Consider the following 19,101-nt stretch of genomic DNA (forward strand, 5'->3'; position numbering starts at 1 on the left):
TCACATACAACTTCAGCTATTCTCGGTAATTATGATATAATTTTAATAATATTAAAAAGGAGTATATCAATGTTAAAACAAATACTGCCACGTGCTACAAAAATATCGGTAATCTTTGCTGTAGCATTTTTCATCATAAATTATATCGGTATGGAAAAACCTGACATCCTATATTTAGTTGGAAGAACTATTATTGCAACACTTGCTTTCATACTCATTTGTCTTACATTATTTACTATTATTAATTCTCCAGAGCGCAAGATTAAACTCGGTACGACTTTACCGATTGCATTAATTATTGGTATCATTTTCGGCGCCATATTTTTAACGGTACAAATCGGTGTCATCACTGGGTTAATCATCGGTGTGATTGCTACGTTTATTTGGGAATTGATTGAAAAAAATAAAGGAGGTCGTTCATCATGACAACAGCATTAATTGGTGTAATTGTTTTAATCTTACTAATTATTAGCTTTGTGCCAAACTACCGTGCTATGAAATCAGCAAAAGAACAAGGAAGTAATGCAACAAGAGCTACAATTATGGTAGGCATAGATATTATCTTAATTGTACTTATCATCGTGACGTTATTATTAAAATATATGTAACTATTTAAACCACCCTATCTCATACATAAACATGAACGTTCTACCATTTCACATACATATGGTCGTCCATTTAATGAGGTAAGGTGGTTTTCTCGTTAAAGTTTACCTTGTAATAGTAAAAAATAGCCAATTGTTGCGAGTATTAAGTAAATCATTGAACCAACAACAAAAGATCTTACTTGCACGCGAAATGGTGTCTGTTTGTTAAATATAGGACCAATCACCAAATTTCCAACGCCTAAAATTACTGGACCAGCTAGAAAAAACAATATAATGTAACCCATCATGATACGCCTCCTATTTCGTAAAGAAACGCGCTACAATTTGATCGTAATCAATATCTTTTGCTACATAATCTACATTAGAAAAGTCCTGTGCGCTTGTCATTTTATTCGTATTAACAATAACATCTAATCCAGCTGCAATCGCGGCTGTTGCACCATTTACAGAATCTTCAATAGCCAAACATTGTGTCAGCATATAATTTAATTGTTGTACTGCAGATAAATATAATTCAGGGTCAGGTTTAACTTGTTCAACATCTTCTCTACCAACAACTACCTCTATATAATCGTCTAGACCTAATGCTTTAAAGGTAGGCATTATTTCCGCTTTCACACTACTTGTGGCAATCGCCATAGGAATGTGACGTTGCTTTAAAAATGCCATCAATGATTTAATCGTATCAATCATCGGTAATGTTGTACTAGTAAGATGATGTTCTTCATAAAGTTTATCTTTATTTTCCGAACCAATCGCTTTAATTAAATGGTCATGCAAATCTGTAGCTGCTCCTCCAATAGAAGAACGATAAAAATCAATGCTTATAGGATCGGCATTATGCATCTCTAAATGTTTATTAATAACATTAAATAAATGTTGTTCCGTATCTATTATTGTTCCATCGAAATCAAATATAACTGCTCTATACATGTATTTACTCCTCTATTTTTTCTCTTTATCAAAGCTTAACACAGTCCGATGACCACTTCATTCTATTAGTGCAATTATAACTTTTTTGACCAATACTTTGCTAAAATAGGCCCTGTTATATTATGAATGAAACTAAACACTGCGCCTGGTACTGCTGCAATTGGATTAAAATGCAATGCTGCTAATGACACAGCTAAACCAGAGTTCTGCATTCCAACTTCAATACTGACTGCTTTTTGATCTTGTCGATCTAATTTTAAAAGACGAGCTAACCAATATCCAATCGTATACCCTAATACGTTATGTAAAATAACTACTAAAAATATTAATAATCCTGTAGTTAAGATTTGGTGCTTACTGCCACCTACAACTATTGCTAAAATTAATGAAATAGCAACAACTGATACAATCGGCAAAGCTGTAGAAGCTTTTTCAGCAATTTTACGATTAATAATTTGCAAAACAATACCTAAAGCAATTGGAATTAATACAACTTGAACAACTGACCACAACATACTCAAGAAAGATACTTCCAACCATTCATTTGCAAATAGATATATTAACGCAGGTGTAACGAATGGCGCTAGCAACGTAGAGACCGTAGTAATAGAAACAGAAAGTGCTACGTTAGCTTTGGCTAAATAACTCATTACATTACTTGATGTCCCACCCGGACAACATCCAACTAATATTACGCCAACAGCAATATCAGGTGGTAAATGAAAAGACTTTGCAATTATAAATGCTAATGTGGGCATAATACTGAATTGCAGACAGACACCAATAATTACTGCTCTAGGTGCTTTAAAGACCATTTTGAAATCATTAGGTGTAATTGTTAATCCCATACCTAACATAACAATACCAAGTAAATAAGGTACCCACTTACCTAATGTCGCAACATGTTGTGGGAAAATAAATCCAATAACAGCTGCTACTAACATCCATACCAAAAAACTCTTCGTGGCAAATATACTCAATTTTTGAAACATTTTTAACACATCCTCGTCGATAATATTGAAAAATATTACCATAAGACCAGTAAGGTTACAATTACTTTTCTGAAAATTAAGATTATTTAGCCATTCTCTTCTTATTGCAAATATTTTAACACTGATAAACAATTATTTTAAACTTCATTCAAAAGTCTTAGTGAATAAAGAAAAAAAGCGTGGTAAAATCAACTTGAACAAAATTAAGTCACCTTTATAAATATTAAACGTGTATTTAATGCCATGTATTCCTCGGGAGGTCCTCACATGTTAATTGATAAATTCGAAACATACATCATCAACATCGCCGGTTTAAATGACCGTACTACTAGAAAAAAATTAAGTAAGTTATGCAAAAGTGTACAATTTTGTGATGCGTTGCAATTCTCAATAAACAAACAGTTTAATCAGTATGTATTAGAAATTAGCTTACCAAAGCAACAACTTCCATACTTCATTTCATTTTTAAGTTTTCATCAGTATAGTATTTTCCAAGTACTTTCACCAAAGAAAATAAATGAATTACTTGATTCTGATAATTTATATCAATCTGCAAAGCGTTTCGATATCAATATTGATGGCTTGCAAGATGCTTTCATTAAAGACAAAGTCATCGATATTATGAATATGTTCCAAAATCACACTGATATCACTTATACGTTGAATAAGTCTCATGCGCATATTATATGTACGCCAGAAATATTCGCTAAATTGTTACATACGATTGCAACTAGAAATATCGACATTCTATCTGCCAATTATAGATCGTCATCTATGAGCAAAGCTCGTATATCATAATAAAAGACACATCTATACGATGATCATTTACAATGATTGCGTATAGTGATGTGTCTTTTTTTGTATTATTTATCTTCGGACGATTGATCATCAACCATTTGTTCAAATGCTTCACGAACTTGTGGTACTGTCATACCTACTACAACTTGGATACTCTTACCACTCTTTACTAATCCGTGTGCCATTTGTTGATGCGTGAAATATTCCGTATCCGCAACTTTACTTTCATCATAAACAGTTAAGCGTAATCTTGTTGTACAGTTAGTAACATCTTTGATATTTTCTTTGCCGCCTAAACCGTCTAGGTAATACGCAGCTTTGTCTTCGTATTCATTTCCAGTTGAAGCACGTTTAGAATCTACGCTATCACCTTTTTTATTTTTGTAATCTTGCTTAGAAAATAATTTAACTTCCTCTTCTGTTTTCTTACGTCCAGGTAATGGAATATCAAATTTCAAAATTAAGAATCTGAATAAGAAGAAGTAAATCGCTACAAATATTAAGCCTATAACAACTTGTGCTACATAAGTGCCCCAATGTTCTTTCCCAAGTGGTAACCAGTTTGTTGAAATGAAGTCTAACAAACCACCACCCATATTTCCTACAACACCAAATGCGTACATTAAAGTATCCATTGATGCTGCTAAAACTGCATGTAAAACAAATAAGTATGGCGCGATGAATAAGAATGTAAATTCTAATGGCTCAGTAATACCTACAACGACTGCTGTTAATGTGGCAGGAATAAGTAGTGCCGCCACCTTTTTACGATTTTCTTTAGGTGTCGTAGCATACATTGCTAAGGCAATACCTAAACATCCAAATACTTTCCCATTTCCTTGTAACATAAAGCCATAAGGGAATTGCTCTTTTAATGGCTTAGTACTCTTAGCAAACTCATTTAAATGTTGTAACCATTCAGCTTTCAAGCCGTGATTGACTACTACTGGTCCAACTTCAATTGGTGCATAAATAAAGTGATGTAATCCTGTCGGTATTAATACACGTTCTAAGAAGTGATACAACCATACACCGATATAGCCTGAAGCAATGATAAAGTGTTGCATTGAGCCAATACCGTGCTGAACAGTTGGCCAAATAACACAAGTAATTGCTGCTAATGGTAACATCACAAAAAATGAGATTGTAACCACAAATGTTAAACCTTGGAATACACCAACCATTTCTGGTAATCGTTTACTATAGTATCTATTGTGAATCCAAGTAATAATAGCTGAAATAATAATACCACCTAGAATATTCGTATCCAATGTGGCAATACCTGCAATTGATTTTAAACCAGGTACATTTTCAACGCCTTTTTCTAAATTAGCGCCAAACGTATGTGGCCATTGCGTTAAAATGGCATTTATAAATGTATTAAACATTAAGTAACCCATCAATGCTGCAAGTGCTGCATGACCTGGTGCTTTTTTAGCTAAAGAAAGTGGTAAACCTACAACAAATACAACTTCCATATGCGTAAAAATAACCCAGCCACCAGATTCTATTACTGACCAAAATTTAAACCAAAACGTATGTTGATCTGCTAAACTCCCCATGATTGTAGGATTTTTAAATAATGTCGCAAAGCCAAGCACTATCCCAAAGAAAGCGAACATTAATACTGGTACAATCATTGCACTACCGAAACGCTTTATCGCATTCATCTTCTATTCCCTCCATATCATCTTTCCTAACAATACATCTAATTAGATTCATTTATAAATAGATGTCTTACTATTTAAATATAATATATAGTAAACGCTTACACACCTACAACGACATTGACGTATTTTGAAAGTATTTTGTATAATCAGATTATCTTTTCATATAGTGAAAATTTTTTCACGACCTTATATATGACATCGTTGTATTTGTAATACATTCGTTTTAAACGCATAATCAAACCTATATCAATACACAAATATATATAATGACATACAAGGTTTTAATGTAATAACGATCTATCACACATTTATTTTCAAGGAGGTTGAATATGTTTTTAGATGAACACATTAATCGAAACTTTGATAAACTTAATGACAATGATTTACATATCGCTCACTTTATCAATACACATATAGATGAATGTAAAAATATGAAAATACAAGATTTAGCACAATTCACACATGCCTCGAATGCAACCATTCACAGATTTACACGCAAATTAGGTTTTGACGGTTATAGTGATTTTAAATCGTACCTTAAATTTGAAAGTAATAAGACACACCAATTACCATCTAACTCTATCGATAGTTTCAAACAAGAAATCGATAGTACATTCAGTTATTTAGAACGCGTTGATTACCAGCTTCTTACTGAAAAAATGCATACAGCTTCAACAATATATTTGTATGGTACAGGGCGTGCACAGTTAAACGTTGCTTCAGAGGCACAGCGTATATTGTTAACGTTACATAATCATGTCATTGTACTTCATGATGAACATGAACTTAAAATGATTTTGAACAAGAGTGAACCTAATGATTTATTCTTTATTATTTCATTATCAGGTGAAACACATGAATTATTAGAAGTAACAAACTTGCTTCAACTTAGACAAAAATACTTTATTTCTGTTACTACAATGAAAGATAATACCCTTGCTCAAAAAGCAAATTACAATGTCTATGTATCCAGTAACACATTCTACTTAACTGATGGTACAGACTATTCTAGCTTCATCAGTTATCATATATTCTTTGAAACACTTGTAAGAAAATATAATGAGTATTTACTACATAATGATATTTCAAATTAGAAAAAAGGAAGTTATGATTTAATGGCCTTGAGCCTATCATAACTTCCTTTTATCATTTTATTGTTGTGTTGATGTTTCGATAACGTGGTACATCTTATCAAACATCAATTCGAAACCATGCACCATGGCATCATGATATTCTTTTTTCTTTTGCTTGTATTCTAAATTAGTAAATCGTCTTTCTTTTTCAACTAATGAACGATAATAAAATAGCATTTGGGTGCCACCTGTTTCACGTTCAAAAAATTCTACCTCAATGACATCTTGTGTTTCACTTAGTCCAGGCATACCGATAGTCATCTTAACGTATTCATCCATAACTAAAGATTCATAAATACCTTCAATCACATTTACTTTGCCATTACGTTGTTGATCTACAATACGATATTTACCGCCTTCTTTAACATCCGCTTCAATCTCTTTATTCGTTCTGGCTGATGTCATAAACCATTGTTTCAACAAATCTTTCTTTGTCCAAGCTTCGTATACTAACTCTGGAGAAAATTTATAAAGCTTTTCAATTTCAACTTCGACATGTTCATTCTCTACATTAAATTTTGCCACTGTTGTCCACCCACTTTCGCTCTTACTTTTATTTTAACGTATTTTTGCTCAGTTCCAAACATAGATGATCATCATTTTTAAAAGATTAGCGTTATACGGTGAGTACAACATGATCTGTTAATATAACAAGCCACCTTACTTGGCTACATCGATATATTGTTAAGCATTAATGTTTCATTTCTTGACTAGTGTTCTTTTTTAGCTTTGGAAAATTAAATAAAATCGCAATAAGTCCGCATACACCTAATAATATAGGATAAATGCTATATGGGAATAACATTAACGGTGAAATACCAGCTACACCAGCCGCTGAAATGACTTGCGGGCTATATGGTAATAAACCTTGGAAGCAGCCTCCAAATATATCAAGAATACTTGCTGATTTCCTTGAATCTACATCATATTCATCTGCAATATTTTTAGCTAAAGGACCTGACATAATAATAGAGATGGTGTTGTTTGCCGTAGCAATATCTGCGACACTTACCAAACTAGCAATCCCTAATTCTGCGCCACGCTTTGATTTCACTTTAGAGCGAACAAATTGCAACAACCATTCAATACCACCATTGTGTTGAATAATACCGACTAAACCACCAATTAGCAACGCAATCATAGCAATATCTTCCATGCTTATAATACCTTTGGACACTGCATCTAGTAGCCCCATCCAACCGAATGAACCATCTATGAGACCAATGATTCCGGCTAATAATGTTCCGCCAATCAATACGATAATGACATTTACACCTAATAATGCCAATACTAATACTAAAATATACGGTACAACTTTAATTAGATTATAATCATAGTTTTTAGCATGATTTAAAGAAATGCCATTCGTTAAGAAATACAGAATAATAATCGTTAAAATAGCACCTGGCAATACAATTTTAAAGTTTACTCTGAATTTATCTTTCATTTTCGTATGTTGTGTTCTAACCGCAGCAATTGTTGTATCTGAAATCATTGATAGATTATCGCCGAACATTGCACCTCCAACAACTGTAGCCATTGCTAGCGCAGTTGGTACATCTGTCGCTTGTGCAAATCCGTAACCAACAGGTGCTATTGCAGCAACAGTCCCTACTGACGTTCCCATAGATATAGAAACAAACATACAGATCACAAACAATCCTACAATAATTAAATTTTCTGGAATTAATGATAGTCCTAAATTAACTGTCGACTTTACGCCACCCATTTTTTCAGCTGTATTTGAAAATGCACCTGCTAAAATAAAAATCAACATCATTAAAATAATGTTTGAATGGCCTGCACCTTTCGTGAAGACCTCAACTTTTTTAGCAAATGATTCTTTTCGATTCATTAATAACGCCACAATTACCGTTATCGTAATTGCAACATTTAATGGCATTGAAGTAAAATCACCTGTGATAATACCTACGCCTAAAAACAACGCCACAAATAATAACAAGGGGAATAATGCCCAAGCATTGCTCTTTTTATGTACTTCCATCCTTTTTACCTGCTTTCCAATTAAAAATACCTCTTTCTCACAAACGATGAAGAAAGAGGTTTTCATGTGCTTTACCTGCTTATCTTCAAACCATTACGGTTACTGGAATTGGCACATTCGAGATGTTGCCGAGGCTTCATAGGGCCAGTCCCTCCACCTCTCTAGATAAGTGATGCTTATTTACGTTTACGTTACAAGATAATCCTTAGTACGTCAATCATAAATTAATCAGGAGTCGTATAATATTTTTCATAAACAATCATTGCTACTGTAATAATAATAATCAAAACAATAATGCTAATCGCAAGTATAAGCCACCATTTAAGCATTAATGCAATAAAAATGAACACGATAGACACACTTACTAATATTAATGATATGACTTTAAATTGCTGTGCGCTTTGTTCAGAAATAACTTTCAGCTGTTTGTTTGATGGACGCGTATTTCTTATACTGATTCCCAGTATATTTTCTAATATTTGAACCAATACGATACTTATTGCAAATATAATAATTGGTAAAACATCATAGCTCCCTATAGTTAATGTATAAATTACAAATCCAATGTAAAGTAACCCTGAGACAAAGGCTAAAAAGAATGCGACGTATTTGTTAAACTTAATGATATTCTTTTTAATATTTTGATGGGTAAACCATACATTCATAATAATCGCAACTGCCACAAATAATGTGAATACTATATATAATGACAACTTTTGTTCAGGAAAAACAGTCGCTATTCCAAAAGCTAATGCTAAAATCAAAAATAATATAGCTCTAGATACTATTAATGCCATAATAACAACCCCTTTGTTTAATATTGAGTTTGCAAATTTACGTTTATCAGCATTTCTATGATCAGTACTTCTACGGGCAGCGTTTCTATGTAATTTACATCATCTTAACATATAAATACTTCGCTATATAATTGAAAACATATCCTATTATTCTTTGTCCGTTCTGACGTCTAATATCTAACCTTAGGCATTTCACTTGTTAATGAATTGAACTTTCTTCCACTAACCGTCCCTAAACCCAATCCCGCAACAGTTTTTAACTTTTTCGTTGTTGTCCTGACATCCTCATTAAGAAAGTTTATTCTGCTTAAAACTTATAATCCACACCCTGAGCAAACGCTCCTTATGACAAAGTATTAAAATAAGCCGATAAAGATACACACCTTTACCGACTATTTAAAATACACTTCACTAACTCATTTTAATTTACTTGATTGAAGTGGCTAAATTAATATTATATTGTTCAATTAAAAGCTTCATACAAACCTAATCTATTTGCACTCCACCGCTAACACCGAACACTTGTCCAGTTGTATAACTTGATTCTTCTGACGCTAATAGCACATAAGTTCCACATAACTCAACAGGTTGACCTGCACGACCTAAAGGTGTTTTTTGACCAAATGTTGGAATTTTACTTTGAGGTTGTCCACCAGAAATTTGTAATGGCGACCAGAATGGACCAGGCGCTACACAGTTCACTCTAATTCCTTTTGGTCCTAATTCTTCTGAAAAACTTTTAGTTAATGAAATAATTGCTGCTTTTGAAGCGGCATAATCATGAAGAATAGGACTAGGATTATAACCTTGTACAGATGATGTCGTCGTAATTGACGCACCCGGTTTTAAATATTCCAAAGCTTTTTGAACTGTCCAAAATAGCGGATAGACATTCGTTTCAAATGTTTCTGTAAATGCCTCAGTTGTAAATCCATGAATATCATCATGATACTGTTGATGTCCAGCAACTAAAGTAACATTATCTAAGCCACCTAATTGTTGATATGCTTGTTCAACAAGGTCATAGTTGAACTGCTCATCTCTTATATCACCAGGAATTAACACTGCCTTTTGACCACTTTCTTCAATCACTTGGCGTACTTCTTGTGCATCTTGTTCTTCACTCGGAAGATAGTTAATCGCTACATCTGCACCTTCTTTAGCATACGCAATCGCTGCTGCACGCCCTATTGCTGAGTCACCACCTGTAACTAACATTTTATAGCTTTGTAAGCGTTGATGACCTTGGTAAGACGTTTCGCCACAATCAGGTGCTGGCGTCATTTCAGATTGTAAACCCGGTACCTCTTGTTCTTGTTTTTCATAATCCGTTGTTTTAAATTTTGTTCTAGGATCTTGAGCTGCCATTTTTTAACATCTCCTTATTCGCTTAATGGTTATTATTTACCCAATCTTCCTAGGAACTTAATCATGATTACACTAAAAATTACTTTCTTCTTTATAAAAACAAGCTCGAATTACTCATGCAATAGTCTTTTTACAAATTCAACAAAATACTCAGGTACTTTTTCAAGAATCCTTTCATCCGGTTTATATTGAGGATGATGTAAATCATATTCACTATGAGAACCAATTAACGCAAATACACTTGGAAAATGTTGACTATAACCTGAAAAATCTTCTCCAATCGTAAGCGGCTGTTCCATCATTTCCACCTTATATCCAACATGTTGGGCTACTGCCATTGCTTTATGCGTCAATGCCTCATCATTCATCACAGCGCCAGGTAAATGTGTATAATTTAAATTAATTTTCATATTATATGCTTGAGCTAATCCGTCCGCAATATCTTGTAATCGTGTTTCTACAAGCTTTCGCACCACAGGATCAAAACTACGCACTGTGCCTTGTACATACGCATGATCAGCAATGACATTCCAAGTATTACCACATGATATTTGCCCAATTGTTACTACCGCTTCATGAAACGCAGATAGGTTTCTACTAACTATGGATTGAATACTATTAATCAATTGCGCCAACACAATAACTGGATCGTTACATTGTTCTGGCTTTGCAGCATGACCACCCACGCCTTTAATATGAAACTCAAAACGATCTACTGCTGATGTAATTGCCCCTGTTTTGATTGCAAATGTACTTACCGGACGCGATGGGTCATTATGAAAACCTAATACCGCTTGTACATCTTTTAATGCATGTGTTTCAATAATTTTAAAAGCGCCATATCCTAGTTCTTCTGCTGGTTGAAAAATGAATTTAACACGCCCAGTAAGAGTGCCCTCAATTTCTTTTAACTTTACAGCCGTAGCCAAAATACTAGCCATGTGAATATCATGACCACACGCATGCATAACACCTTCATTTTCAGATTTAAAATCCTGTTCAACAAGCTCTTGAATCGGTAAAGCATCAATGTCAGCCCGAACAGCTATACAACTCGGTCCTTGTCCCACTTCAGCAACAAGCCCAGTCGCAAGTGGTAAGTCTAATATTCTAATATGATGTTCTGTTAAAATATCTTTAATTTTTTGTGTAGTCTTAAATTCTTTATCGGATAGTTCTGGAAATTGATGAAAATACCTTCTCCAGGCAACAGCTTGATCTTTTAATCCCATCGGTCATTCCCCTTCCTTAAGTCAATAATATGTTGTCTACCCTACGATGATCGCCTTTGACTATTAAACGATGATTTCACAACAATGTACTCTTGTTAATTACTTTCGCTAATGATAGACAATTGTTTAATAATATCGTAACACTATTGTCAAACTATTCTAACTTTTATAACTAAGAATCTATACAAAAACATGTTCTCGGATAAACTTGTTTTTACAAATCACAAAAAAGCTCTAAACATTAGTGTAAATCAATGCTTAGAGCTTTCTAATTATTTTATGCTTTAAAAGATAATGTGTTATCTACGATGACCTTACCGTCTTTAATAACTTTTTCTGCGTGATTGATACCAAAATGGTATGGAATATATTCATGATTTGGTGCGTCCCAAATTACTAAATTAGCCTTATCACCTGTGTTAATTGTACCCGCGTTAATGTCTATTGCTTTAGCAGCATTGACAGTAACAGCATTCCAAACTTCATTAGGTGATAGCTTTAATTTCAAGGCTGCAATCGCCATAACAAGTTGTAAGTTGTTTGTGACACTACTACCAGGGTTATAATCAGTTGCTAATGCAATCGCACCGTTATTGTCTAGCATGCCTCTTGCATCTGCATAATCTTCTTTACCTAAATAGAACGTCGTTGCAGGTAAGAGGACAGCTACAGTATCACTATTTCGCAACTTTTCTTTTCCTTTATCACTAGAAGCTACTAAGTGGTCTGCTGATATTGCTTGTTCATCAATTGCTAATTCCAGTCCGCCTAACGGATCAATTTCATCCGCATGTATTTTCACTTTAAAACCTGCTTCTTTGGCTTTTTGCATATAATGTTGCGATTGTTCTATTGTAAATACACCTGTTTCACAGAAAATATCCGCAAAATCTGCATATTGTTTTACTTCCGGAAGTAACGCAATCATTTCTTCTAAAAATGCCTCATTTGAACTTGCCTCTTTAGGTACAGCATGAGGCCCTAAGAAAGTATGTTTCATGTCTAAATCATATTTCTCAGCTAAACGATTAGACACTTTCAATTGCTTCAGTTCATTTTCTCTATCTAAACCATAACCACTCTTACTTTCAACTGCAAGCACGCCGTGTTTAATCATAGTAAGCAAATCATGCTCTGCTTTTTTAAACAAGTCATCTTCGGATGTTTCTCTAGTAGCATTAACGGTAGATAATATGCCACCACCCATTTCTAATATTTCAAGGTAAGACTTACCTTGACGTTTTAATGACATCTCATGTTCTCGAGATCCACCAAATGTTAAATGGGTATGAGCATCTACTAATGCCGGAGAAACTACTTTTCCACTAGCATCAATCGTCTCAGTCGCATCGTAGTCATCTGTATGTTGTCCAGCATATACAATTTTGCCATCTTTAATGACAACTGTACCATTTTTCACAACATTTAATTCATCTAATTCCTTACCCTTCAAAGGTTTATCTGTTGATCTCGGTAAAATTAATTCTGCTATATGATTAATTATTAAATCATTCATTACTTATCACCTGCTTTATCAATCATTGGAATATGAATACCTTTTTCTTTAGCTGTTTGAATAGCGATGTCATAGCCAGCATCAACATGTCGGGCAACACCCATACCTGGATCAGTAGTCAATACGCGTTCCAATCTTCTTTCAGCACGCTCTGATCCATCTGCTACAACAACCATACCCGCATGAAGTGAATATCCCATGCCAACACCGCCACCGTGATGGAATGAAATCCATGAACCACCTGCAGCTGTGTTAATTAGTGCATTCAATACAGCCCAATCACCAACCGCGTCACTACCATCTTTCATACTTTCTGTTTCACGGTTAGGACTAGCAACTGAACCAGCATCTAAATGGTCTCGTCCAATAACAATTGGTGCTGAAATTTCACCGTCACGTACAAGACGATTTAAAGCTAAGCCCATTTTCGCTCTTTCTCCATAGCCTAACCAAGCAATACGTGATGGTAGTCCTTGATATGAAATTTTTTCTTCAGCTAAATCAAGCCATCTTAATAACTTTTCATTTTCTGGGAAAAGTTTGCGCATTTCTTCATCCGCACGCTCGATATCTTTTGGATCACCACTCAACGCAGCAAAGCGGAATGGCCCTTTACCTTCACAGAATAATGGTCTAATGTAAGCTGGTACAAAACCTGGGAAGTCAAAAGCATTTTTCACTCCGTTATTGAAGGCTACTTGACGAATATTGTTACCATAATCAAATGCTACAGCTCCACGTTTTTGGAATTCAAGCATTAATTCAACATGCTTTGCCATTGAAGCTTGTGACAGTTCAACATATTTTTTCGGATCTTTTTCACGCAATACTTTCGCTTCTTCTACCGAGTATCCTTGTGGCACATATCCATTTAGCGGATCATGTGCACTTGTTTGGTCAGTAATAATGTCAATTTTAAATCCTTTTTCTAGAATCGCTTGATGGATGTCTACAGCATTTCCAACTAACCCGATTGATAATCCTTCTCCACGTTCTTTCGCCTCTTCTGCTAATTTTAATGCTTCATCTAAATCAGCTGTTTTAACATCACAGTATTTCGTATCAATTCGCTTATCAACACGTGTTTCATCAACATCCACGCAAATTGCTACCCCATGATTCATAGTAATTGCTAACGGTTGCGCACCACCCATACCACCTAAACCTGCTGTCAGTGTAACAGTGCCTGCTAAATCTCCATTAAAGTGTTGATTACCTAGCTCGGCAAATGTCTCATAAGTACCTTGCACAATACCTTGAGAACCAATATATATCCAACTTCCGGCTGTCATCTGTCCATACATGATTAAACCTTTTTTATCTAATTCATTAAAATGATCCCAGTTTGCCCATTCAGGTACTAATACTGAATTTGAAATTAATACACGTGGCGCTTCTTCATGTGTTTTAAATACAGCAACTGGCTTTCCTGATTGTACTAACATTGTCTCATCTGATTCTAATTCTCGTAACGTTTTCTCTATTGCTTCAAAAGCTTCCCAATTACGAGCTGCTTTTCCAATACCACCATAAACAACTAAATCTTCTGGTCTTTCAGCAACTTCTGGGTCTAAATTGTTGTATAACATTCTAAGTACTGCTTCTTGTTCCCAACCTTTACACTCAATACTCAAACCTTTTTTTGCTTGAATTTTTCTCATAAAATTCGCTCCTGTTCTTTTTAGAAGTTAATTCCACTAAATTTAAAACGCTTACATTATTATCTTCAATATTCATTATAGTATGTTAAAATATAGCCAACAAATATAAATAAACTAATTATTCATAGCTTGAATCTATAAATAAAAGGAGCAAAACACATGAAAATTATTCAGTTAGAATATTTCTTGGCTATCGTGAAATATAATAGTTTTACTAAAGCTGCACAATTTTTACATATTAGCCAGCCATCTTTAACTGCTACGATTAAAAAAATGGAAGCAGATTTAGGTTATGACTTATTTACACGTTCAACAAAAGACATCAAGATTACCGAAAAAGGAATACAATTTTATCGTTATGCGAGCGAATTAGTTCAACAATATCGATCCACGATGGAAAAAATGTATGATTTAAGCGTTACATCAGAACCAAGGATAAAAATTGGGACTCTTGAATCTACGAATCAATGGATTGCGAATTTAATTCGAAAGCACCATTCCGACTACCCTGAACAGCAATATCGTTTATATGAAATACATGATAAGCATCAATCTATAGAGCAATTACTGAATTTTAATATTCATTTAGCTATAACAAATGAAAAAATAACCCACGAAGATATAAGATCCATTCCTTTATATGAGGAATCTTACATTTTATTAGCACCTAAAGAAACATTTAAAAATCAAAATTGGGTAGATGTTGAAAATTTGCCACTCATATTGCCAAACAAAAATTCTCAAGTGCGCAAACACTTAGATGACTATTTTAATAGAAGAAATATTCGTCCAAATGTCGTTGTAGAAACAGATCGATTCGAATCAGCAGTTGGATTTGTTCATCTTGGCTTAGGTTACGCTATCATTCCGAGATTTTATTACCAATCATTTCACACGTCCAATTTAGAATATAAAAAAATTCGTCCAAACTTAGGCCGAAAAATTTATATCAATTATCATAAAAAGCGTAAACACTCCGAACAAGTACATACATTCGTACAACAATGCCAAGATTATTTATATGGCCTTTTAGAGGCTCTTTAACTTAAGTTATTAGAGCCTCTTATGCAGTTGCGTAGTCAACTGTATACCTTTTGCCTTTAACTTAAGTTATTAGAGCCTCTTATGCAGTTGCTCAGATCATCGTATAAAAATTAATGACGTCATTTCAAAAATCGATACACAAATAATTTATTATAAAAATTCTAAGAAAGAAGTGAACCAGATGTTAAAATCTATTAATCATATATGCTTTTCAGTCAGAAATTTAAACGATTCAATACATTTTTATAGAGATATTTTATTTGGGAAATTGCTATTGACTGGTAAAAAAACTGCTTATTTTAAGCTTGCAGGCCTATGGATTGCTTTAAATGAAGAAAAAGATATACCACGTAATGAAATCCACTTTTCATATACACATATAGCTTTCACTATAGATGACAGCGAATTTAAATATTGGCATCAGAGGTTAAAAGATAATAACGTGAATATCTTAGAAGGAAGAGTTAGAGATATTAGAGATAGACAATCAATTTACTTTACTGACCCTGATGGTCATAAGCTAGAATTACATACTGGCACACTTGAGAACAGATTAAATTATTATAAAGAGGCTAAACCACATATGACATTTTACAAATAAGGCGTCATTATAAAAAGGCCTCTTGAATTCCGTTAAAATTTTAATTAATCATTATATAATAAGAGAACTTTTCATACAATACAGTTGTTATTTTTGCTATTTCAAATAACATAAATAAGCAGTAAGATGACTACAACTTAAGAGTCTTCTTACTGCAATTATCTTTCAAATATATCAACGTTAATATAACTTCTATTACGAAATACTCACATTCTGCCCTGCAATGCAAATTTCGTCACATATAAATATTTTTAATTATTTTAAAAAATGATGCACTAAATTAGCAACGAGCTTTGCAGTTCTATTGTCAGCGTCATATGTTGGATTCATCTCAGCAATACTAACTGAAGACACCTTATCACTTGGAATAATACGTTTTGCCAATTCAAGAACAGTATGTGGATACAAACCTAACACTGCCGGCGCACTTACCCCAGGCGCAAACGCACTATCAATGACATCCATACAAATCGTAAACATAATGACATCATGTTCATGTACAAAACGCTCAATCATATCTTTAATTGTTGGTGATACGTGACTCAATAATTCATCTGCAAAGACATAATCAATCTTTTTCTCTTTAGCATAATCAAATAAACTTTGCGTATTACCACCTTGAGCAATACCAAGCACTAAATAATCTGTGTTTTCATCTTCTTCTAAAATTTGTCTAAAGCTCGTTCCGGATGTAGATTGTTGTTCAGCACGTGTATCAAAATGCGCATCAATATTTATCACACCAATAGATTGTGTTGGATAGACTTTACGTGTTGCTAAATATTGAGCATACGCAATATCATGTCCACCACCTAATAAAAATGTTTGTCTATGATTAGCAATTGACTTCGCTGCAAGCATAGCAAATTCTTTTTGAGTATCAATTAATTCCTCATGATCATGATAAACATTTCCGTAATCGACTAAAGTTTCACATTGATTCAAATCCGGCAAACCTGCAAATGCTTGTTTAATCGCATCTGGTCCTTCTTTTGCACCAATGCGCCCCTTGTTTAAAGCAACACCTTCGTCAACAGCATAGCCTAATATACCGACCCCTGATGGCCTACTACTCTTTTCCAGCTTAGACAAATCTTCAAATGTTACTGTTTGAAAATGTCTAAATTTTTTCGGGTCTGTTTCACTATCTAACCTTCCAGTCCATAAATTTGGTTCACCTTGCTTGTACACAGCATTTCCCCCTCTTATTTATGTGGCTTATTAACAATTAAAGTATAACGTATAGGAAATTTTGAATTCAATTCATAGTTAAATCCATATCTTAAAAATACTTATCTACATTTCTTTTACCCCTATTTTCTATGTAATAACGAATACTTAGCTGATTTATGTTAATAAAATACGTCAAGACTATTACATTTTCATTAATATTGACATAGACAATTTATCTCTCGGCTTGTAATATGTATAATTGTTACTAAAAGATATTTTGCTTGTTACCTAATGGAGGTTACATATAATGAAAAACAATAAAATTTCTGGTTTTCAATGGGCAATGACGATTTTTGTCTTCTTTGTCATTACAATGGCGTTATCCATTATGCTCAGAGATTTCCAGTCTATAATTGGTGTCAAACACTTTATATTTGAAGTTACAGATCTAGCACCATTAATTGCTGCAATCATTTGTATACTCGTTTTCAAATATAAAAAGGTCCAACTTGCAGGTTTAAAATTCTCAATCAGCCTGAAAGTAATTGAACGTCTATTGCTAGCTTTAATTTTACCTTTAATTATTCTAATTATTGGTATGTACAGCTTTAATACATTTGCAGATAGCTTTATTTTATTACAATCAACAGGCTTATCAGTACCTATTACACACATTCTGATTGGACATATTCTAATGGCGTTCGTAGTAGAATTCGGATTCCGTTCATACTTACAAAATATTGTTGAAACGAAAATGAACACGTTCTTTGCAAGTATTGTTGTTGGTTTGATGTATTCAGTTTTCTCAGCAAATACAACTTATGGTACAGAATTTGCTGCTTATAACTTCCTTTATACATTCTCATTCTCTATGATTCTTGGTGAATTAATTAGAGCGACTAAAGGACGTACAATTTATATTGCAACGACATTCCATGCTTCAATGACATTTGGACTTATTTTCTTGTTTAGCGAAGAAATCGGCGATCTATTTTCAATCAAAGTCATCGCCATTTCAACAGCAATCGTTGCAGTAGGATACATTGGTTTAAGCTTAATTATCCGAGGTGTTGCATATTTAACAACAAGACGAAATCTTGAAGAACTTGAGCCTAATAATTATTTAGACCATGTCAATGACGATGAAGAAACTAATCATACTGAGGCTGAAAAATCTTCTTCAAATATTAAAGATGCTGAAAAAACAGGTGTAGCTACTGCATCAACGGTCGGTATTGCTAAAAATGATACTGAAAAAACAGAACCTCAACATCACATAGATAATCAAACTGAATCTAATCATGATGAACATCATGACATCACTTCGGAGTCAGTAGAATCAGCAGAATCAGTTAAACATGCACCACAAAGTGACGATTTAACAAACGATTCAAATGAAGATGAAATACAATCATTAAAAGAACCTGCGACTTATAAAGAAGACAGACGTTCATCAGTTGTAATAGATGCAGAAAAACATATCGAAAAAACTGAAGAACAATCTTCAGATAAAAACAAATAATAACAAAGCGCTTGCTAGTACCTCTTAAGAAGATGATGCTAGCAAGCG

At 33.8% G+C, this 19,101-nt stretch carries 19 protein-coding genes and 1 riboswitch; of the genes, 7 read left to right on the forward strand and 12 right to left on the reverse strand.

The features are described from left to right. Positions 1 to 69: 69 nt before the first annotated feature. A complete protein-coding gene (locus tag IDG45_RS00485; RefSeq protein WP_000917672.1) occupies positions 70 to 426 on the forward strand; it encodes a hypothetical protein in 357 nt (118 codons plus the stop codon). Then, on the forward strand, positions 423 to 608 hold the full coding sequence (locus tag IDG45_RS00490; protein WP_000205307.1) for a hypothetical protein: 186 nt from the start codon (positions 423 to 425) through the stop codon (positions 606 to 608). The genes IDG45_RS00485 and IDG45_RS00490 overlap by 4 nt, the downstream gene beginning before the upstream one ends. A 95-nt stretch (positions 609 to 703) precedes the next feature. On the opposite strand, the gene IDG45_RS00495 is transcribed toward IDG45_RS00490, so the two are convergent. The 3 genes from IDG45_RS00495 to IDG45_RS00505 form a co-directional block, all read right to left on the reverse strand. Beyond that, a complete protein-coding gene (locus IDG45_RS00495) occupies positions 704 to 895 on the reverse strand; it encodes a hypothetical protein (RefSeq protein WP_000971980.1) in 192 nt (63 codons plus the stop codon). 10 nt (positions 896 to 905) lie between these two features. Then, complete coding sequence (locus IDG45_RS00500) at positions 906 to 1,541, reverse strand: HAD family hydrolase (RefSeq protein ID WP_000285448.1); 636 nt, start codon at positions 1,539 to 1,541, stop codon at positions 906 to 908. A gap of 74 nt (positions 1,542 to 1,615) precedes the next feature. Continuing rightward, positions 1,616 to 2,533: a bile acid:sodium symporter family protein gene (locus tag IDG45_RS00505; protein ID WP_000486813.1), complete on the reverse strand. Its 918-nt coding sequence runs from the start codon at positions 2,531 to 2,533 to the stop codon at positions 1,616 to 1,618. Between the two features lie 267 nt (positions 2,534 to 2,800). Here IDG45_RS00505 and IDG45_RS00510 point away from each other — a divergent pair, with 267 nt between their 5' ends. Continuing rightward, a complete protein-coding gene (locus IDG45_RS00510; protein WP_000904065.1) occupies positions 2,801 to 3,331 on the forward strand; it encodes a hypothetical protein in 531 nt (176 codons plus the stop codon). Positions 3,332 to 3,396: 65 nt separating this feature from the next. On the opposite strand, the gene IDG45_RS00515 is transcribed toward IDG45_RS00510, so the two are convergent. Then, the gene (locus tag IDG45_RS00515) at positions 3,397 to 5,001 is read right to left on the reverse strand and encodes an alpha-glucoside-specific PTS transporter subunit IIBC (RefSeq protein WP_000991505.1); all 1,605 of its coding nucleotides are present in this window, start codon (positions 4,999 to 5,001) and stop codon (positions 3,397 to 3,399) included. A gap of 329 nt (positions 5,002 to 5,330) precedes the next feature. On the opposite strand from IDG45_RS00515, the gene IDG45_RS00520 reads away from it, so the two are divergent. Next, positions 5,331 to 6,095 (forward strand): MurR/RpiR family transcriptional regulator, encoded by a 765-nt coding sequence (locus IDG45_RS00520; RefSeq protein WP_000477989.1) that lies wholly within the window; start codon positions 5,331 to 5,333, stop codon positions 6,093 to 6,095. Positions 6,096 to 6,152: 57 nt separating this feature from the next. Here IDG45_RS00520 and IDG45_RS00525 read toward each other — a convergent pair whose 3' ends face one another. The 7 genes from IDG45_RS00525 to hutU all read right to left on the reverse strand — a co-directional run bounded on the left by IDG45_RS00525 (position 6,153) and on the right by hutU (position 14,713). Further along, entirely contained in the window at positions 6,153 to 6,659 is a 507-nt protein-coding gene (locus tag IDG45_RS00525) for an SRPBCC family protein (RefSeq protein WP_001051556.1), read from the reverse strand. A 166-nt stretch (positions 6,660 to 6,825) separates the two neighbouring features. After that, entirely contained in the window at positions 6,826 to 8,139 is a 1,314-nt protein-coding gene (locus IDG45_RS00530) for a Na+/H+ antiporter NhaC family protein (protein WP_000451828.1), read from the reverse strand. Positions 8,140 to 8,215: 76 nt separating this feature from the next. Then, positions 8,216 to 8,311: riboswitch (SAM riboswitch) on the reverse strand. A gap of 52 nt (positions 8,312 to 8,363) precedes the next feature. Beyond that, a complete protein-coding gene (locus IDG45_RS00535) occupies positions 8,364 to 8,936 on the reverse strand; it encodes a hypothetical protein (protein ID WP_001185201.1) in 573 nt (190 codons plus the stop codon). Between the two features lie 486 nt (positions 8,937 to 9,422). Continuing rightward, positions 9,423 to 10,304 (reverse strand): SDR family oxidoreductase, encoded by an 882-nt coding sequence (locus tag IDG45_RS00540; RefSeq protein ID WP_000730052.1) that lies wholly within the window; start codon positions 10,302 to 10,304, stop codon positions 9,423 to 9,425. A gap of 110 nt (positions 10,305 to 10,414) precedes the next feature. Beyond that, entirely contained in the window at positions 10,415 to 11,536 is a 1,122-nt protein-coding gene (locus tag IDG45_RS00545) for a M20 peptidase aminoacylase family protein (protein ID WP_000523130.1), read from the reverse strand. Between the two features lie 277 nt (positions 11,537 to 11,813). Next, complete coding sequence (gene hutI / locus IDG45_RS00550) at positions 11,814 to 13,052, reverse strand: imidazolonepropionase (RefSeq protein WP_000998761.1); 1,239 nt, start codon at positions 13,050 to 13,052, stop codon at positions 11,814 to 11,816. Then, positions 13,052 to 14,713: a urocanate hydratase gene (gene hutU, locus IDG45_RS00555; RefSeq protein WP_001226823.1), complete on the reverse strand. Its 1,662-nt coding sequence runs from the start codon at positions 14,711 to 14,713 to the stop codon at positions 13,052 to 13,054. The genes hutI and hutU overlap by 1 nt, the downstream gene beginning before the upstream one ends. A gap of 159 nt (positions 14,714 to 14,872) precedes the next feature. Between hutU and IDG45_RS00560 the strand changes: the two genes are divergently transcribed. Both IDG45_RS00560 and fosB read left to right on the forward strand, forming a co-directional pair. Then, positions 14,873 to 15,757: a LysR family transcriptional regulator gene (locus IDG45_RS00560; protein WP_000691839.1), complete on the forward strand. Its 885-nt coding sequence runs from the start codon at positions 14,873 to 14,875 to the stop codon at positions 15,755 to 15,757. A gap of 181 nt (positions 15,758 to 15,938) precedes the next feature. After that, positions 15,939 to 16,358, forward strand: a complete 420-nt coding sequence (fosB, locus tag IDG45_RS00565; protein ID WP_000920235.1) for a FosB/FosD family fosfomycin resistance bacillithiol transferase — start codon at positions 15,939 to 15,941, stop codon at positions 16,356 to 16,358. A gap of 255 nt (positions 16,359 to 16,613) precedes the next feature. On the opposite strand, the gene hutG is transcribed toward fosB, so the two are convergent. Next, positions 16,614 to 17,549 (reverse strand): formimidoylglutamase, encoded by a 936-nt coding sequence (gene hutG / locus IDG45_RS00570; RefSeq protein ID WP_000277973.1) that lies wholly within the window; start codon positions 17,547 to 17,549, stop codon positions 16,614 to 16,616. Positions 17,550 to 17,838: 289 nt separating this feature from the next. Between hutG and lyrA the strand changes: the two genes are divergently transcribed. Continuing rightward, on the forward strand, positions 17,839 to 19,053 hold the full coding sequence (gene lyrA / locus IDG45_RS00575) for a lysostaphin resistance protein LyrA (protein WP_000794450.1): 1,215 nt from the start codon (positions 17,839 to 17,841) through the stop codon (positions 19,051 to 19,053). The last annotated feature ends 48 nt before the right edge of the window (positions 19,054 to 19,101 follow it).

Source organism: Staphylococcus sp. EG-SA-10, assembly GCF_017151945.1.
Classification (GTDB): Bacteria; Bacillota; Bacilli; order Staphylococcales; family Staphylococcaceae; genus Staphylococcus; species Staphylococcus aureus.

Bases quoted from the DNA above. Each gene is read 5' to 3' on its own strand.
- IDG45_RS00485 (WP_000917672.1), top strand. From the start codon at position 70: ATGTTAAAACAAATACTGCCACGTGCTACAAAAATATCGGTAATCTTT.
- IDG45_RS00490 (WP_000205307.1), top strand. From the start codon at position 423: ATGACAACAGCATTAATTGGTGTAATTGTTTTAATCTTACTAATTATT.
- IDG45_RS00495 (WP_000971980.1), bottom strand. From the start codon at position 895: ATGATGGGTTACATTATATTGTTTTTTCTAGCTGGTCCAGTAATTTTA.
- IDG45_RS00500 (WP_000285448.1), bottom strand. From the start codon at position 1,541: ATGTATAGAGCAGTTATATTTGATTTCGATGGAACAATAATAGATACG.
- IDG45_RS00505 (WP_000486813.1), bottom strand. From the start codon at position 2,533: ATGTTTCAAAAATTGAGTATATTTGCCACGAAGAGTTTTTTGGTATGG.
- IDG45_RS00510 (WP_000904065.1), top strand. From the start codon at position 2,801: ATGTTAATTGATAAATTCGAAACATACATCATCAACATCGCCGGTTTA.
- IDG45_RS00515 (WP_000991505.1), bottom strand. From the start codon at position 5,001: ATGAATGCGATAAAGCGTTTCGGTAGTGCAATGATTGTACCAGTATTA.
- IDG45_RS00520 (WP_000477989.1), top strand. From the start codon at position 5,331: ATGTTTTTAGATGAACACATTAATCGAAACTTTGATAAACTTAATGAC.
- IDG45_RS00530 (WP_000451828.1), bottom strand. From the start codon at position 8,139: ATGGAAGTACATAAAAAGAGCAATGCTTGGGCATTATTCCCCTTGTTA.
- IDG45_RS00535 (WP_001185201.1), bottom strand. From the start codon at position 8,936: ATGGCATTAATAGTATCTAGAGCTATATTATTTTTGATTTTAGCATTA.
- IDG45_RS00540 (WP_000730052.1), bottom strand. From the start codon at position 10,304: ATGGCAGCTCAAGATCCTAGAACAAAATTTAAAACAACGGATTATGAA.
- IDG45_RS00545 (WP_000523130.1), bottom strand. From the start codon at position 11,536: ATGGGATTAAAAGATCAAGCTGTTGCCTGGAGAAGGTATTTTCATCAA.
- hutI (WP_000998761.1), bottom strand. From the start codon at position 13,052: ATGAATGATTTAATAATTAATCATATAGCAGAATTAATTTTACCGAGA.
- hutU (WP_001226823.1), bottom strand. From the start codon at position 14,713: ATGAGAAAAATTCAAGCAAAAAAAGGTTTGAGTATTGAGTGTAAAGGT.
- IDG45_RS00560 (WP_000691839.1), top strand. From the start codon at position 14,873: ATGAAAATTATTCAGTTAGAATATTTCTTGGCTATCGTGAAATATAAT.
- fosB (WP_000920235.1), top strand. From the start codon at position 15,939: ATGTTAAAATCTATTAATCATATATGCTTTTCAGTCAGAAATTTAAAC.
- lyrA (WP_000794450.1), top strand. From the start codon at position 17,839: ATGAAAAACAATAAAATTTCTGGTTTTCAATGGGCAATGACGATTTTT.